Genomic DNA, 13,864 nt, shown 5'->3' on the forward strand with positions numbered 1-13,864 from the left:
ATGGGGGGCCCGATCTCAAAAAAGGAGAGTTCTCATCATGTCATCCGATTTCGCCGCCCCGGTGGCAAGCCTGCTCCGTGCGGCGCTGGTGCCTGCAGTGCTCGCGGTCTCGTTCGCCGCGGCTCCGGTTCTGGCCCAGGAGACGCCCGAAGCGCCTGCGCCCGCCGCCGAAGAACCGGCGCCGGCCCCCACCGAAGCCCCCGCGACGACCGAGGCGCCCACCGCTCAGCCCGCACCTGAAGCCGTTGCCGAGCCTGTCGATCCGGCCACCGTGCTCGCAACCGTGGGTGGCGAGGAAATCACCGAAGGCGATCTCATGCTGGCCGCCGAAGAACTGCAGGCCGAACTGCAGTCGGTGCCCGCCGAGCAGCGCCGCGCCTTCCTTCTGACCGTCATGATCGACATGAAGCTCATGGCCGATGCCGCCCGCGAGGACGGCCTGGCCGAGAGCGAGGATTTCGCCCGCCGCCTGGCCTATCTCGAAGAACAGGCGCTGCGCCGCGAATTCTTCAACCAGATCGTGGAAACCGAAGTGACCGAGGAGGCCATCCAGGCCGCCTATGACGAACTGGTCGCCGAATACGAGCCCGTCCCGGAAGTGCGCGCTCGTCACATCCTGGTCGAAACCGAAGAGGAAGCCAACGAAATCCGCGCCGAAATCGAAGGCGGCCGTGAATTCGCCGACGCCGCCGCCGAATACGGCACGGATGGCACCGCGGCCAATGGCGGCGACCTTGGGTTCTTCTCGACCGGCATGATGGTGCCCGAATTCGAGGAAGCGGCGTTTGCGCTCGAAGAAGGCGAACTCTCCCAGCCGGTGCAGAGCCAGTTCGGCTGGCATCTGATCCAGCTCGAGGAGCGCCGCGTCTCCGAGGCGCCTCCGCTCGACCAGGTGCGTCAGCAGGTCGCCCAGCAGGTTCTCTATCAGAGCTATGAAGCGGCGATCGACGAGATCAAGGAAGGCACCGAGATCGTGATCGACGATGCCGATCTCGCCGCCGCCGTCGAGGCCCAGGGCGGCATCTAAGCCTCCCCGACCTTCGAAAAAACGAGAACCCCGGCCTCACCGCCGGGGTTCTTTTTACCCTAGCTGCGAAGGCCGTTTTTCGCGGCAGCCATTATCATGGCGACGACCGCGTCGATATCCTCGTCGGAGTTGTTCAGCCGTCCGGTCAGAAGCCTGTGCCAGGCAAAGCCGGCGAGCAGTTCGATAACGACGGCGCTGTTGAAGTCGGCGCTGACTTCCCCGCGTGCCTTCGCGCGCTCGATGATCTGCTCGGCGAATTTGCGCCGCCCGCGCTCATAGGCGAACAGGGCTTGCGCGGCATCGTCATCGCCCTGCGCCTCGGCAATGATCGAGCGGAACACGGTGCCGCAGAGCCTGCCGTGCCAGAAACCGATGAGCTGATTGGTGAGGAACGCCTTGAGGTCGCCTTCCAGCGATCCGGTGTCGGGAAAGGGCCGGGTGTTCTTGAAGCGCTGATAGACATCGAGCAGCAGCGCGGTTTTGGTCGGCCACCAGCGATAGATGGTCGGCTTGCCCGCCCGCGCCCGCCGCGCCACCGCCTCTATGGAAAAGCCCGCCAGCCCTTCCTCGTTGAGAATGGCCTCGGCGGCATCGAGAATGGCATTCTGGCTCGCTGGATTGCGCTTAGCCCCGATCGAGGCCCGTTTCACCGCCGCTGTCTCGCTCTCTACCATCGCTCCCTCCACACCTTTCATAGCCGGTAATGAACCGGCATCTTCGTGTTTGCCTCCTCAGATCAGCGTCAAAGCGCTGCCTCGTGAAAATAATATAGTGAGCAACGGCTCTGAACGGAACGGTTCGTTTTGCAGCAGTATGCCGTGCGCTATTTTCCAGCACCTGCCTCGCCTTTGGATATACCCTGTTCCGGTGTTTGGCGCTTGCAGGACGCCCTTTACCGCGTCTCATCCGCAATCACCCTGCCTTTTCACGCTACTCTCTCTAGCAAAAAGTTCGCGACACCCCACTTGAACGAAACGGCTCGTTTCGTATATAACGAAACGTATCGTTTCGAAAGGAAATGCGATGTCTTCCTTGTCAGCTTCCAATACTCAGATCTCCGATAATGTGGGTGGTGCTCGAGCTCCGGGCCTGGAGAATCTCGATTCAGCAAAAGCGACAACCATGGCAGAAGCCACGGCCTCGGCAGGATCAGCGGCGGCCAAAGGTGCAAATGCCCGCCCGCAAGCAGCTCTGGCGCCGGTTCGCCACCGCCAGTTCCTGGTGACCTTGCTGGGTGTCTATCCCATCATCACGCTTCTGCTCTACGTGGTGCTACCGATGACGGCGGCCTGGCCCATCTGGCAGACCACGCTGATTGTCGCGCCCCTGATGGTCGCCATCATGGTGTTCTGGCTGATCCCTACTATTCAGAGGCTTTTCGGCCGCTTTATCATGCAGCCGGTCAAATCCTGACCCAAGAGCATGAATTGAAAACGCTTTAGCTCTCGGGCGCATCCATCAGCGCCGCCTCCTCGGCTTCGAGCACATCTTCCGAGGAGGCGCCCAGCCCGAAGCGCCGGGCCACTTCCGGTGCGTAGCGCACCATATCGAGCCTGAGGCGGATGAGGGCCAGATCCTTGGCTTTGGCCTCCAGCATCACGTCGAATTCGAGCCCTTCCATGACGCTCATGAAGCCGATGAACTCAAAGGGATGGCAGAAATCGGCATGGCCGGTCCAGACCGGTGCCAGAACCGCTTCCTTGGCCTTGCCGTCCCTGCCCTTGCGCTTGACAGTGCGCATTTCGGTTCGCGGCGAGGAAAAATGCAATTTGGGCCGCCCCCGCCCCTGCCAGCTCGCCAGAATCCGTTCCACCGTGGGGCGCATCTCCTGCCTTTCGGGGTTGAGGCAGAGGAAATGCTGGTGATCGAAGATCAACCGCACCCCGGTGTGCTCATGCACCCAGAGTACGTCCGCCGCCGAAAACCGCAGATCGTCATGCTCGAGCACCAGGCGGCGGCGCACCGGTTCGGGAAGCGTTGCGAAGGTCTCAACCCAGCGGCGTAGCGCTTCTGGCTTGTTGCCATAGGCGCCACCCACATGGATGACCAGCACCGCCTCGTCATCGAGCTCCATCAGATCGAGCATTTCGGCCTGCGAGAGCAGATCCCAGGCACTCTTCTTGACCAATTCGGGATCGGGGCTGTTGAGCACCACGTATTGCGAAGGGTGGAAGGAGAGCCGGATATCGAGCCTCTTGGCCTTATTGCCGATCGCCTTCAGGCCAGCGGCGCTTTGCCGGACCATATCGTGGAACTGCGGCATGTCGGGATGCGTAGCATAAGGCGCCAGATCGGAACTCAGCCGGTACATGCGGATATCGTGCCGGGCGAGATAGTCCAGGATCTGGTCCACATAGCCCAATGAGACGTCGAGATGGGGGCCCTGCTGCCAGCGGCGGGCATCATTGCTCTTGAGCTCCGGCCGGCCCATGACCTTGACCGGAAATCCCAGCCGCATTGCATGTGTCACCATCTAGAATTCTCCATCGGACCGAGGCCAACGCATCAGCCGCCCCTGCCGTTGCACTTGCGCGGCCGCTGGCCCGGCCGCACAATGGTCCGTTCGGTTTGCTTGAGGAGGGGTACCATGATTGAACCTGCCAGCCGGTTGATCCCCATGCTCTCGGTGGCTGATATCGACAGGAGCCTCGGGTTTTATCGCGACGTGCTGGGCGGAGAGATCGTTTACAGGTTTCCGCCAGAAGGCCCGCCCGCTTTCCTCACCCTCAGCTTCGGCACGACCGAGCTGGGCCTGGGGCTGATTTCCGATGCGCCGCTGCACGGACGCGCGCTGCGCCCGGCGAGCGGACACCGGATCGAGCTTTGCATCAACGTCGCCGATACCGATGCCGCCCTGGTCGCACTCAATGCGGCCGGTGCGCCGACGGTCGTTTCGCCCACGGACCAACCCTGGGGCGAGCGCGCCGCCTATGTCGAGGACCCCGACGGCAATCTGGTGATGCTGGTCGCGCCGATCGGCTGAGGCCACCCACTTGCGCGCCCGCAGGGTTTGAGGCACACGGGAGGCCGGCAACGCTTCTCTCAAGGACTTCCCATGGCCCTGCCCGTCTCCCCCCTCGCCCCAAAGACCTATGTCGCCCCGCCCGCCATTGCCGGCGTGCACTTTGCCACGGCCGAGGCCGGAATCCGGTACAAGGGACGCACCGATGTGCTTCTGGCCGTGTTCGACCAGGGAACCACGGTCGCCGGCGTTCTCACCCGTTCGCTCTGCCCTTCGGCGGCAGTGGACTGGTGCCGGCAGAACCTGGGAGGGGGAGTTGCGCGGGCGCTGGTGGTCAACTCAGGCAATGCCAACGCCTTCACCGGCATGAAGGGCAAGGCCTCGGTGCAACTGACAGCCGAGATCGCCGCCCGCGCGGTCGGGTGTGATATTTCGGAGATCTTTCTCGCCTCCACCGGCGTGATCGGCGAGCCGCTCGATGCCACAAAGTTCGATGGCGTGCTCGAGCGCCTCAATGGCGAGCTCGCCGCCGAGCCGTGGATGGAGCCGGCCAAGGCCATCATGACCACCGACACCTTCCCCAAGCTGGCCGAGGCCAAGGTGGAAATCGACGGCACTATCGTGACCATTGCGGGGATTGCCAAGGGTTCGGGCATGATTGCTCCCGATATGGCGACCATGCTCTCATTCGTTTTCACCGATGCGCCGGTTGCCGCCGACGTGCTCCAGGCCCTGGTTGCCGAGCACAACGCGACGAGCTTCAACGCCATCACTGTCGATAGCGACACCTCGACCTCCGATACGCTACTCGCCTTTGCCACCGGCAAGGCGGCGATCGCGCCCCTGGCAAACCTGGAGGATCCGCGCACTAAGGCGTTCGGCGATGCGCTCAAGAACGTGCTGTTCGACCTTGCCATGCAGGTGGTTCGCGACGGCGAGGGTGCGACCAAGTTCGTGACGGTCAACGTCACGGGAGCCGTCTCAGATGAGAGCGCCGCAAGGATCGCTCGCTCGATTGCCGACAGCCCGCTGGTCAAAACCGCGATCGCCGGCGAGGACGCCAATTGGGGCCGTATCGTCATGGCCGTGGGCAAGGCCGGCCAGCCTGCCGACCGCGACAAGCTCACCATCAGCTTCGGTGAGCACGTACTGGCGCGCAATGGCGAACGCGCACCGGAATATTCCGAGGACGCGGCCACCGCCTATATGAAGAGCCAGGAGCTTTCGATCACCGTCGATATCGGACTGGGAGATGGCAAGGCGACCATCTACACCTGCGATCTCACCCACGGCTATATCGACATCAACGGCAGCTATCGGAGCTGATTTTGCTTTCGGTTGCCGACATCGAAAAAGCGTTTCTGGCCGCCTGGCCCGCTCTCGAAACGATCGAGGCGAATGGCTGGTGCGCGCGCTTTTCCAACGGGCTGACGCGGCGCGCCAATTCGATCCAATCCAATGACCCGGCAGAAGATACCGACCCCGGAGAACGGCTCGATCGGCTTTCGGCACGCTATGACGAGCGCGGCCTGTCCCCGGTCTTTCGTGTTACGCCTCTGACCGGCCGGGCCACCTTCACAACGCTTGTCGAGCAGGGCTGGCAGAGCGGCGAGTTCAGCCTGGTGCTGCAGCGGCCGATCGATGCGACGACGGGCATTGACGGAGCCTGTGTGGTGACCGCACCGGACGAAAAGGCCTTCCTCAAGTCGCAGAAAAAGCTCCAGGGTTATAATAAGGCGCAGGCCGAGACCTTCGCCTCCATCATCGCAAGCCTTAAGGCTCCCGCCGCAGGACTGACCTTCTATGCCGAGGACGGCACCCCGGTCGCTTCGCTTTTATGCGTGGAGACGGGCGGGATCGGCGTGTTCCTCAACGTCGTCACGGCCACGGACAGGCGGAGGAAGGGCTATGGCCGGCGCATGATGAATTCGGCCCTGAGCTGGCTGGGCGAGAATGGCGCATCCCAGGCGGCGCTGCAGGTCCATGGCGTCAACGCCGCCGCGATCGGCCTCTATCTCTCGCTTGGGTTCGAATACCGCTACCCCTACCATTACCGCCGCAAGCCCGAGGCGAGCCAATGAAGATCACCCTCGTCGTCGCCTGCGCCCTTGTCGATGCCGATCGGCGCGTGCTGATCGCCCAGCGCCCCCAGGGCAAGCAGCTCGCCGGGCTCTGGGAATTCCCTGGCGGCAAGCTCGAAGCGGGCGAAACGCCCGAAGCGGCGCTGATCCGCGAATTGGAAGAGGAATTGGGGATCGAAACTAAAGAAGCGTGCCTGGCGCCGCTGACCTTTGCCAGCCATGCCTATGATGGCTGGCACCTGATGATGCCGCTTTATGTCTGCCGCAAATGGCAGGGCACCCCGATGGCCCGGGAGCATTCGGCGCTGAAATGGGTACGCCCGCAGATGCTGCGCGACTACCCCATGCCGCCCGCTGACGAACCGCTCATCGCCCCGCTCTGCGACCTGCTTTAGCTCTGGGGCGCCGTCGTTTCCGCAGCAACCGGTTCGAACATCGCCTGGGCCTGGGGCTGAGCGCCGCCAAAGGGGCTGAGCAGCGTGCCGAAGAAGCCATTGACGGCGCTGCTGAGCGCCTCGCCACGGGCTTCCATCTCGGCTTGGGTCGCCACGCGCCGCTCTTCGGCCTGCACGGCTGCCGCTTCGGCATCGGCGGCGCGCACGATGGCGCTCTGTAGCGCTGCAGCATCGGCTGTCTGCTTGGCCATATAGGCCGAAACGATGCTCTGGTCGGCGGTCACCGGCTGGCACTGGCCCGCCATGGATGCTGCGGCCGAAATGGCGGAAGGCTGGCGGAAGACGTAGCGTCCGTCACAAACGTCCCAGCTCGGGGGCACCTGGGCGACCTCGAAGAAATCGTGGCCTTGCTTGAGATTGTTCCAGAAATCGATGTGCGGACTGGATTGGTGCTTGGCGAGGTTTTCCGCCGTCATGCGGAACGGGAAGATCTGCACCTCGAAAGAGCGATTGCCACCGGAAAACGCTTCGCGCGCCAGCGCGTAGATCTCGGCGATCTGCTCGTCTTCCATGGCGTAGCAGCCCGCCGAAGAACATGCGCCATGCACCATCAGATGGCTGCCGGTGCGGCCATGGGCGCGGTCATACTTGTTGGGAAAGCCGAGGTTGAAGGCGAGATAATAGTTCGAGTTCGGGTTCATCAGCCCCGGAGTGATCGTATAGAACCCTTCGGGCGCCTGACGGTCGCCCTCGTAAAATTTAGGCCCCAACTCGCCCGACCAGGTGCAGATATCATAGGTCTTGAACAGCCGGAACGAACCCGAAGCGGTCTGCTTCCAGACTTCGAGCTTGGATTCTTCCTTGAAGATGCGCACCATCATGGCAGCCTGGGGGGAGGATCCCATTGCCGCAAGCTGCGCCTTGGCCGCGCCCGAAAGCGGAACCAGATGCCGCCCATCCCCTTCGAGGGGCGAACATGACGCCAGCACGACAGCGAGCAGCATCGCGCCAATCAGACCGAAGACCCTTGCCAGCATAGAAACCCTGACCCTGACGAACGAACTCTTACTCCACATCCCTCGCTTATCGCGCGCGAGGGTTAATGCCCGGTAAGATTCCAGGATATTCGCTGCGATTTTTATGCAAATTGCAAGCGCCCGCCCTCACTTTGCGGTGAGCAAAGCGGCGCCCCAGCGCATTGGAGGCGGAAATTCTCGCGGGTGGAGCGTGCTAGGCGAGCGTCGTCCCGATGGCCAGGAACTTCTCGCGCCGCAACTCGCGAATCTCGAGCGGGCCGAGATCGTCGCCATATTCGCCGAGGAACTTCAGGATTTCGGCCTTGGTGTCAGCGATGATCTTGTCGGGCTGCCGATGGGCGCCGCCCAACGGCTCTTCGATGATGCCATCGATCACCTTGAGCGCCAGAAGATCCTGGGCCGTGATCTTTTGCGCCGCCGCCATGTCCTGAGCCTTGCCCGCATCGCGGAACAGGATCGAGGCGCCCGCTTCGGGCGAAATCACCGAATAGACCGAGTGCTCGAGCATCAGCACCTTGTTGGTGGCCGCAATGGCGATCGCACCACCCGAACCACCTTCACCAATGATGATCGAAAGGTTCGGCACGCCGATTTCGAGGCACTTTTCGGTCGAGCGGGCAATGGCCTCTGCCTGGCCGCGCTCCTCGGCGCCGATCCCCGGATAGGCGCCGGCCGTATCGACGAACGAAATGACGGGCAGGCCGAACCGGTCGGCCATTTCCATGATCCGCACCGCCTTGCGATAGCCCTCGGGCCGTGCCATGCCGAAATTGTGCTTCAGCCGGCTCTCTGTATCGTTGCCCTTTTCCTGGCCGATAATGGCGACCGGCATGCCATCGATGCGGCCGAACCCAGCCTGGACGGCGGAATCCTCGGCGAATTTGCGATCACCGGCCAGGGGCGTCCATTCGGTCACCAGCGCCTTGAGATAGTTGGAAAAGTGCGGGCGCTGCGGATGGCGCGCCACCTGCGTCTTCTGCCAGGGCGTGAGCTTCCTATAGATATCGCGCAAGGCGTCATCGGCCCGTTGCTGCAGCCGTGAAACCTCATCCCCGATCGAAACCGCCTGATCGGCCTGGGCAAGAGATTTGAGTTCGGCGATCTTGCCTTCGAGTTCGGCGACCGGCTTTTCGAAATCGAGATATGACTGCATGCGATCCGCCCGTTGTCGGGCAACCTTCTCATGTTGGAGCGTTCCCAGCAAAATAGGTTGGCTGGATTGGGTTGCAACGCCCTAGGGTTCCAAAGTGGCGGGAAAGTGTCGATTAGCCCTCAAGATGTCAAGCGCCGCCCGCCAGCGGATGGTGCTCTTCGAGCAGGCGCTTGAGATGCGCGTCGAGCACATGGGTGTAGATCTGGGTGGTCGAGATGTCGGCGTGGCCGAGCAGCATCTGCACCACGCGCAGATCCGCCCCGTTCTGAAGAAGGTGCGAAGCAAAGGCATGCCGCAGCACATGCGGAGACACCTTGGCGGCGGGCAAACCGGCCCGCGCCGCCAGGGCCTTCAGATCGCGCGCGAAAACCTGCCGCGCCAGATGCCCTTCGACGCTGGCGGCGGGAAAGACGAATTTGTCCTTTTCCCTCGCCCCGAGCCAGCCGATCAGCGCGTCCTTGGCGCGATCATTGAGCGGCACCAGCCGCTCCTTGCCGCCCTTGCCGGTGATCGTCAGGTGATCGGCCTCCCGCCGCACAGCCCTGCGCTCCAGGGCCACCAGCTCGGAAACGCGCAGGCCCGTGGCATAGAGCAGCTCCAGCAGCACATAGAGCCGGACTTCCTTTTCCTCGCCGCCAGCCGCTTCTTTTTCGGCCAGAGCCAAAAGCCTGTCGACCTCTTCAACCGAAAGCACTTTGGGGAGCGACCGACCGGGCTTGGGAGAGGAGACGATGCGGGTGGGATCGTCCCCTTTGATCGCTTCGGACACCAGGAACCTGTGCAATTGCCGCAGGGCGCTCAGCCGCCGCGCCGAGGAGCTTGCCGCCATGCCCTGGCCGGCAAGATGGGCGAGATAATCGGCCACATCGTCCCGCCCGGCTTCGGAAATGCCCTTGCCGCGCGGCGCGAGGAAACCGGCATAATCGAGCAGGTCCGCGCGATAGGCCTCTATGGTGTTATGAGCCGCCCCGCGCTCGGCACTCATCATTTCAAGGAAGGATTCGATGAGATGTCCGTCCTTCATCGCGAGGCGTCCGGCAGAAGATCCCGTGTGGGCACCCGCACCGTCACCTCGCGCTCGGTGGGCTCGACCAGCACCGCAAGCGCGAACATTGCCGCATAGCCGAGGCCGACGATGAAGGCGATGGCAACCAGCAACCGGAACAGTGTTGGCATGGGATGTCTCCCGCGAATTACCTGGACAGATCGCGGACGCCACTGACCAGCAGCCCGCCACCCACTGCCCCGAATGCGAGCCCGAAAAGGGTTTCCGCTCCCTTAACGAAACGCGAATAGATCGACCGCGCCACCCCTGTCGAGAATAGCAGGCTATAGCCGCCATAGACGGCGAGCGCGGTCATGAACCCGACGGGTGCGAAGGCCAGCACCTGCAGGGCCGAAAGGCCCGAGCCGAGCATGAAGGTGGTGACGGCGCCCCACATCAGGGCCGATTTGGGATTGGTGAGATTGACGAGAAGGCCTGTCCGCCACGCGCCCAAGGGCGAAAGCCGACGGCGATTGGCCTTGAGAGTGGGGCTTTCGCCCCTGAGGGCGGCGCGGAACGCCTTGAGCGCGAGAAAGCACAGATAGCCGCCGCCGAGAAATTTCATCACCGTGATGAGCGCCGGATAGATCGACAAGACCGCTCCCAATCCGGCGGCCATGGCCGAAACCCAGATGAAGATCGCCGTGGCCACGCCCAGCGTCACCAACAGCGCGGCGGCCCGCCCCTGGCTAAGCGCCATGCCGGCCACCGCCAGAAGATTGGGACCGGGCGTGATCTGCGCGATAATGATGGCAACAAGCGTGATGCCGTAGATTTCGATCATCGGACGATCTCCAGGTTGAGCCCGATTCTAATCGCGGCGCAGGGACTTGGGCAATGGGTGTACTTGACACGTTGGCCGCCAAAGGCTTGAACCAGCCAATCGAAAGGGCGAGGAATGGGGCACGACGCGTCGGGTATCGCAAAGCCGAAAACCGAAAGCCTGGTGCTCGAGCGCCTGGCCGGGCGGCCTATCGTGCTGGTGGGCATGATGGGCGCGGGCAAGACCACAGTGGGCCGCCGGCTGGCAACGCGGCTGGGATTGGCCTTTACCGATTCCGACGCGGAAATCGAAACCGCCGCCGGCATGTCGATCCCCGACATCTTCGCCGCCCATGGCGAGGCCGAATTCCGCGCCGGAGAGGCCCGGGTCATTTCCCGCCTGCTGCGCGAGCATAATGGCGTGATCGCCACCGGCGGAGGAGCCTTCGTCAATCCCGAGACACGCGCCGCCATCAAGGCGCATGCGGTCTCTGTGTGGATCAAGGCCGATTTCGACGTGCTCTTCGCCCGCGTGTCCAAGCGACCGACCCGTCCCCTGCTCCAGACGCCCGATCCGCGCGGCACGTTGCGTGACCTCATGGACAAGCGCTACCCCATCTACGCGCTTGCCGATATCACCATCGCGTCGAGCGACGTACCCCATGACACCGTGGTCGCCGATATTTTCGCCGCCCTTTGCAACCATCTGGATATTTCAAAGACTCCATGAGCCTGCAGCACCCTCCGCACCACACAGTCCATGTGCCGCTGGGCGAACGCGCCTATGACATCGTCATCGGCCCCGACGCCATCACCAGCGCCGGCGAAAGGCTGGCAACCATGTTCCCTGGGGCACGCTACGGCATCGTCACGGACGAAAACGTCGCCGCCGCACAGCTGCCGCGCCTCCTGAAATCACTCGAGGGCGCAGGCTTGTCCCATGCCGAGATCGTCCTGCCGGCCGGCGAAGCCACCAAGTCCTGGACGCATCTACAGGCGGCGGTCGATGCGATTCTGGCCGCGCGCCTCGAGCGCAACGACATCCTTATCGCCCTTGGTGGCGGGGTGATCGGCGACCTTGCCGGCTTTGCCGCGGCCATTGCGCGGCGCGGCATGGACTTCGTCCAGATTCCCACCTCGCTCCTGGCCCAGGTGGATTCTTCGGTGGGCGGCAAGACCGGCATCAATTCGACCCATGGCAAGAACCTGGTCGGCGCCTTTCACCAGCCGCGCCTGGTCCTTGCAGATCAGCAGGCCCTCGATACGCTTCCTGCCCGCCAGTTCGCCGCGGGCTATGCCGAAGTGGTCAAATACGGGCTGATCGATGACGAGGACTTCTTTTTTTGGCTCGAAGCCAATTACGCCGAAATCGCTGCCGGCGGCCCAGCCCGCGCCGAAGCCATAGCCCGGGCCTGCGCTGCCAAGGCGCGGGTAGTCGTCGAGGATGAAAAGGAAACCGGCATCCGCGCGCTGCTCAATTTCGGCCACACCTTCGGCCATGCGCTCGAAAAGGCCACGGGTTATTCGGACCGCCTGCTCCATGGCGAAGGTGTCGCCATCGGCATGGTGCTCGCGCATCGCTTTTCGGCCCGGCTGGGCCTTGCACCGTCCCAGGACGCCGGGCGCATCGAAGCGCACTTGAAAGCTGCGGGCCTGCCCACCACATTGGCCGACATCCCCGGAGAACTGCCGCCCACCGAGACGCTCTTGGACGCCATAGCGCAGGACAAGAAAGTCTCGCGCGGAGCGTTGACCTTCATTCTGACGCGCGGCATCGGCAAGGCCTTCATCGAGCGGGGTGTCGACCCGCAGGCCGTCGCCAGCTTCCTTGAGGATATGCGATAATGGATGCTTCTCTCTGGCTTTCGTTTCTGGCCATCGTCGCGCTTCTGGCGATGAGCTTTTTCTTTTCCGGCTCTGAGACGGCTCTGACAGCGGCATCGCGTGCCCGCATGCACCAACTCGCGCGCAGCGGCAACGCTCGCGCCTCGCTGGTCGAAAAGCTGACCGCCGAGAAGGAGCGCCTGATCGGCGCCATCCTCCTGGGCAACAATGTCGTCAACATTTTAGCCTCGACCCTGGCCGCCAGCGTCCTCATCCAGATTTTCGGCGAAGCCGGCATTGCCTACGCCACGCTGGCCATGACGGCGGCGGTGGTGATCTTTTCCGAAGTGATGCCCAAGACGATCGCCTTGATCCGCCCTGACGGGTTTGCGTTGACGGTCGCCCCCATCATCAGGGTCATCGTGACCATCTTTTCGCCGGTCACCTTCGCGGTGCAGGCGATCGTCAATACGATCCTGCGCCTGTTCGGGCTGGACGCCAGCAACGCCAACGCCATTTCGGGCCATGAGGAATTGCGCGGCACCGTGGACTTCCTCCACGCCGAGGGCGAAGTGGTCAAGGGCGACCGCGACATGCTGGGCGGCATCCTCGACCTGCGCGAGCTCGAGGTTTCCGACGTCATGGTGCATCGCACGCGCATGCTGGCTCTCGATGCGGACATGCCCGCCGACGAGTTGATCGGTGCGATTCTTGAAAGCCCCTTCACCCGCGTGCCGCTCTACAAGGACAAGCAGGACAACATCGTCGGCGTCGTCCACGCCAAGGATCTGCTGCGCGCCATCCAGAAGGCCGAGGGCGACTATTCCAAGGTCAATCCCGCCCGGATTGCCTTCAAGCCTTGGTTCGTGCCCGACACCACGTCGGTTCAGGCCCAGCTCAATGCGTTCCTCAAGGCCAAGCTCCATTTCGCGCTGGTGGTGGATGAATATGGCGAGGTGCAGGGACTGATCACCCTCGAAGACATTCTCGAAGAGATCGTCGGCGACATCGCCGACGAGCACGACGCGGTGATCGAAGGGGTGCGCAAGCAGACGGACGGATCCTATATCATCGACGGACAGCTCCCCATCCGCGACCTCAACCGGGCGCTCGATTGGAACCTGCCCGATTCCGAAGCAACGACAGTGGCGGGGCTGGTGATCCACGAGGCCAAGCTGATCCCCGATCCGGGCCAGCAGTTCACCTTCCACAATCTGCGCTTCAAGGTGCTGCGCAAGCAGCACAACAGGATCACCCAGATCAGGGTGTCGCCGCTGGAAACGGCGGTCAGTCCGAAGGGATGACCTTGATCGTCAATGCGTGCATGCCGGCGGCGAACTGATCGGCCAAAGCCGCGTTGATGGCCCGGTGCTGCTCGATGCGGTTCATGCCCTCAAGCGCAGTGCTGGCGATTTTGATACGGAAATGGGTATTGCCCCCTTCCCGCCATCCTGCATGTCCATGGTGGCGTTCGGAATCGTCGATCACCTCCAAAAGGGCAGGATCGAATTTGGCCCTAAGGGTTGCTTCGATCTGGTCGCGAACGCTCATGTGTCAATTCCCCATGGGCAATAAAAT

At 63.0% G+C, this 13,864-nt stretch carries 17 protein-coding genes; 9 read left to right on the plus strand and 8 right to left on the minus strand.

What is annotated here, in order from left to right:
* Positions 1–37 precede the first annotated feature (37 nt).
* On the plus strand, positions 38–1,027 hold the full coding sequence (locus tag NO932_RS17085; protein ID WP_309208600.1) for a peptidylprolyl isomerase: 990 nt from the start codon (positions 38–40) through the stop codon (positions 1,025–1,027).
* A gap of 59 nt (positions 1,028–1,086) precedes the next feature.
* Here the strand turns inward: NO932_RS17085 and NO932_RS17090 are convergent, their stop codons facing one another.
* On the minus strand, positions 1,087–1,701 hold the full coding sequence (locus NO932_RS17090) for a TetR/AcrR family transcriptional regulator (RefSeq protein WP_309208601.1): 615 nt from the start codon (positions 1,699–1,701) through the stop codon (positions 1,087–1,089).
* Positions 1,702–2,149: 448 nt separating this feature from the next.
* Between NO932_RS17090 and NO932_RS17095 the strand changes: the two genes are divergently transcribed.
* On the plus strand, positions 2,150–2,440 hold the full coding sequence (locus NO932_RS17095; RefSeq protein WP_309208602.1) for a hypothetical protein: 291 nt from the start codon (positions 2,150–2,152) through the stop codon (positions 2,438–2,440).
* A 25-nt stretch (positions 2,441–2,465) separates the two neighbouring features.
* Here the strand turns inward: NO932_RS17095 and uvsE are convergent, their stop codons facing one another.
* The gene (gene uvsE / locus NO932_RS17100) at positions 2,466–3,500 is read right to left on the minus strand and encodes a UV DNA damage repair endonuclease UvsE (protein WP_309208603.1); all 1,035 of its coding nucleotides are present in this window, start codon (positions 3,498–3,500) and stop codon (positions 2,466–2,468) included.
* Positions 3,501–3,614: 114 nt separating this feature from the next.
* On the opposite strand from uvsE, the gene NO932_RS17105 reads away from it, so the two are divergent.
* From NO932_RS17105 to NO932_RS17120, 4 genes are all read left to right on the plus strand, one after another.
* Positions 3,615–4,010 (plus strand): VOC family protein, encoded by a 396-nt coding sequence (locus NO932_RS17105; RefSeq protein ID WP_309208604.1) that lies wholly within the window; start codon positions 3,615–3,617, stop codon positions 4,008–4,010.
* Between the two features lie 72 nt (positions 4,011–4,082).
* Entirely contained in the window at positions 4,083–5,315 is a 1,233-nt protein-coding gene (gene argJ, locus NO932_RS17110) for a bifunctional glutamate N-acetyltransferase/amino-acid acetyltransferase ArgJ (protein WP_309208605.1), read from the plus strand.
* A gap of 2 nt (positions 5,316–5,317) precedes the next feature.
* Positions 5,318–6,070: a GNAT family N-acetyltransferase gene (locus tag NO932_RS17115; protein WP_309208606.1), complete on the plus strand. Its 753-nt coding sequence runs from the start codon at positions 5,318–5,320 to the stop codon at positions 6,068–6,070.
* The gene (locus NO932_RS17120) at positions 6,067–6,465 is read left to right on the plus strand and encodes a (deoxy)nucleoside triphosphate pyrophosphohydrolase (protein ID WP_309208607.1); all 399 of its coding nucleotides are present in this window, start codon (positions 6,067–6,069) and stop codon (positions 6,463–6,465) included. Before NO932_RS17115 ends, NO932_RS17120 begins: the two co-directional genes overlap by 4 nt.
* On the opposite strand, the gene NO932_RS17125 is transcribed toward NO932_RS17120, so the two are convergent.
* The 5 genes from NO932_RS17125 to NO932_RS17145 form a co-directional block, all read right to left on the minus strand.
* The gene (locus NO932_RS17125; RefSeq protein WP_309208608.1) at positions 6,462–7,502 is read right to left on the minus strand and encodes a murein L,D-transpeptidase family protein; all 1,041 of its coding nucleotides are present in this window, start codon (positions 7,500–7,502) and stop codon (positions 6,462–6,464) included. The genes NO932_RS17120 and NO932_RS17125 overlap by 4 nt on opposite strands.
* A gap of 193 nt (positions 7,503–7,695) precedes the next feature.
* Positions 7,696–8,655, minus strand: a complete 960-nt coding sequence (locus NO932_RS17130) for an acetyl-CoA carboxylase carboxyltransferase subunit alpha (protein ID WP_309208610.1) — start codon at positions 8,653–8,655, stop codon at positions 7,696–7,698.
* Between the two features lie 127 nt (positions 8,656–8,782).
* Positions 8,783–9,679 carry a site-specific tyrosine recombinase XerD gene (locus NO932_RS17135; RefSeq protein ID WP_309208611.1) on the minus strand — a complete coding sequence of 299 codons (897 nt, stop codon included), beginning with the start codon at positions 9,677–9,679 and terminating at the stop codon, positions 8,783–8,785.
* The gene (locus tag NO932_RS17140) at positions 9,676–9,831 is read right to left on the minus strand and encodes a histidine kinase (protein WP_309159907.1); all 156 of its coding nucleotides are present in this window, start codon (positions 9,829–9,831) and stop codon (positions 9,676–9,678) included. Before NO932_RS17140 ends, NO932_RS17135 begins: the two co-directional genes overlap by 4 nt.
* Before the next feature lie 17 nt (positions 9,832–9,848).
* Entirely contained in the window at positions 9,849–10,484 is a 636-nt protein-coding gene (locus tag NO932_RS17145) for a LysE family translocator (RefSeq protein ID WP_309208612.1), read from the minus strand.
* A 114-nt stretch (positions 10,485–10,598) separates the two neighbouring features.
* Here NO932_RS17145 and NO932_RS17150 point away from each other — a divergent pair, with 114 nt between their 5' ends.
* The 3 genes from NO932_RS17150 to NO932_RS17160 are packed head-to-tail and all read left to right on the plus strand — an operon-like array spanning position 10,599 to position 13,590.
* A complete protein-coding gene (locus NO932_RS17150; RefSeq protein WP_309208613.1) occupies positions 10,599–11,192 on the plus strand; it encodes a shikimate kinase in 594 nt (197 codons plus the stop codon).
* Positions 11,189–12,307: a 3-dehydroquinate synthase gene (gene aroB / locus NO932_RS17155; protein WP_309208614.1), complete on the plus strand. Its 1,119-nt coding sequence runs from the start codon at positions 11,189–11,191 to the stop codon at positions 12,305–12,307. The genes NO932_RS17150 and aroB overlap by 4 nt, the downstream gene beginning before the upstream one ends.
* On the plus strand, positions 12,307–13,590 hold the full coding sequence (locus NO932_RS17160; protein WP_309208615.1) for an HlyC/CorC family transporter: 1,284 nt from the start codon (positions 12,307–12,309) through the stop codon (positions 13,588–13,590). Before aroB ends, NO932_RS17160 begins: the two co-directional genes overlap by 1 nt.
* Here the strand turns inward: NO932_RS17160 and NO932_RS17165 are convergent.
* Positions 13,574–13,837, minus strand: a complete 264-nt coding sequence (locus NO932_RS17165) for a BolA family protein (protein WP_309208616.1) — start codon at positions 13,835–13,837, stop codon at positions 13,574–13,576. The two genes, NO932_RS17160 and NO932_RS17165, sit on opposite strands and share 17 nt — an antisense overlap.
* Positions 13,838–13,864 lie beyond the last annotated feature (27 nt).

Origin of the sequence: Pelagibacterium sp. 26DY04 (assembly GCF_031202305.1) — a bacterium.
In the GTDB taxonomy this organism is placed as follows: Bacteria; Pseudomonadota; Alphaproteobacteria; order Rhizobiales; family Devosiaceae; genus Pelagibacterium.

Bases quoted from the DNA above. Each gene is read 5' to 3' on its own strand.
- NO932_RS17120 (WP_309208607.1), top strand. From the start codon at position 6,067: ATGAAGATCACCCTCGTCGTCGCCTGCGCCCTTGTCGATGCCGATCGG.
- NO932_RS17090 (WP_309208601.1), bottom strand. From the start codon at position 1,701: ATGGTAGAGAGCGAGACAGCGGCGGTGAAACGGGCCTCGATCGGGGCT.
- NO932_RS17085 (WP_309208600.1), top strand. From the start codon at position 38: ATGTCATCCGATTTCGCCGCCCCGGTGGCAAGCCTGCTCCGTGCGGCG.
- NO932_RS17105 (WP_309208604.1), top strand. From the start codon at position 3,615: ATGATTGAACCTGCCAGCCGGTTGATCCCCATGCTCTCGGTGGCTGAT.
- uvsE (WP_309208603.1), bottom strand. From the start codon at position 3,500: ATGGTGACACATGCAATGCGGCTGGGATTTCCGGTCAAGGTCATGGGC.
- NO932_RS17145 (WP_309208612.1), bottom strand. From the start codon at position 10,484: ATGATCGAAATCTACGGCATCACGCTTGTTGCCATCATTATCGCGCAG.
- NO932_RS17165 (WP_309208616.1), bottom strand. From the start codon at position 13,837: ATGAGCGTTCGCGACCAGATCGAAGCAACCCTTAGGGCCAAATTCGAT.
- aroB (WP_309208614.1), top strand. From the start codon at position 11,189: ATGAGCCTGCAGCACCCTCCGCACCACACAGTCCATGTGCCGCTGGGC.
- NO932_RS17150 (WP_309208613.1), top strand. From the start codon at position 10,599: ATGGGGCACGACGCGTCGGGTATCGCAAAGCCGAAAACCGAAAGCCTG.
- NO932_RS17125 (WP_309208608.1), bottom strand. From the start codon at position 7,502: ATGCTGGCAAGGGTCTTCGGTCTGATTGGCGCGATGCTGCTCGCTGTC.
- NO932_RS17130 (WP_309208610.1), bottom strand. From the start codon at position 8,655: ATGCAGTCATATCTCGATTTCGAAAAGCCGGTCGCCGAACTCGAAGGC.
- NO932_RS17160 (WP_309208615.1), top strand. From the start codon at position 12,307: ATGGATGCTTCTCTCTGGCTTTCGTTTCTGGCCATCGTCGCGCTTCTG.
- NO932_RS17135 (WP_309208611.1), bottom strand. From the start codon at position 9,679: ATGAAGGACGGACATCTCATCGAATCCTTCCTTGAAATGATGAGTGCC.
- NO932_RS17140 (WP_309159907.1), bottom strand. From the start codon at position 9,831: ATGCCAACACTGTTCCGGTTGCTGGTTGCCATCGCCTTCATCGTCGGC.
- argJ (WP_309208605.1), top strand. From the start codon at position 4,083: ATGGCCCTGCCCGTCTCCCCCCTCGCCCCAAAGACCTATGTCGCCCCG.
- NO932_RS17095 (WP_309208602.1), top strand. From the start codon at position 2,150: ATGGCAGAAGCCACGGCCTCGGCAGGATCAGCGGCGGCCAAAGGTGCA.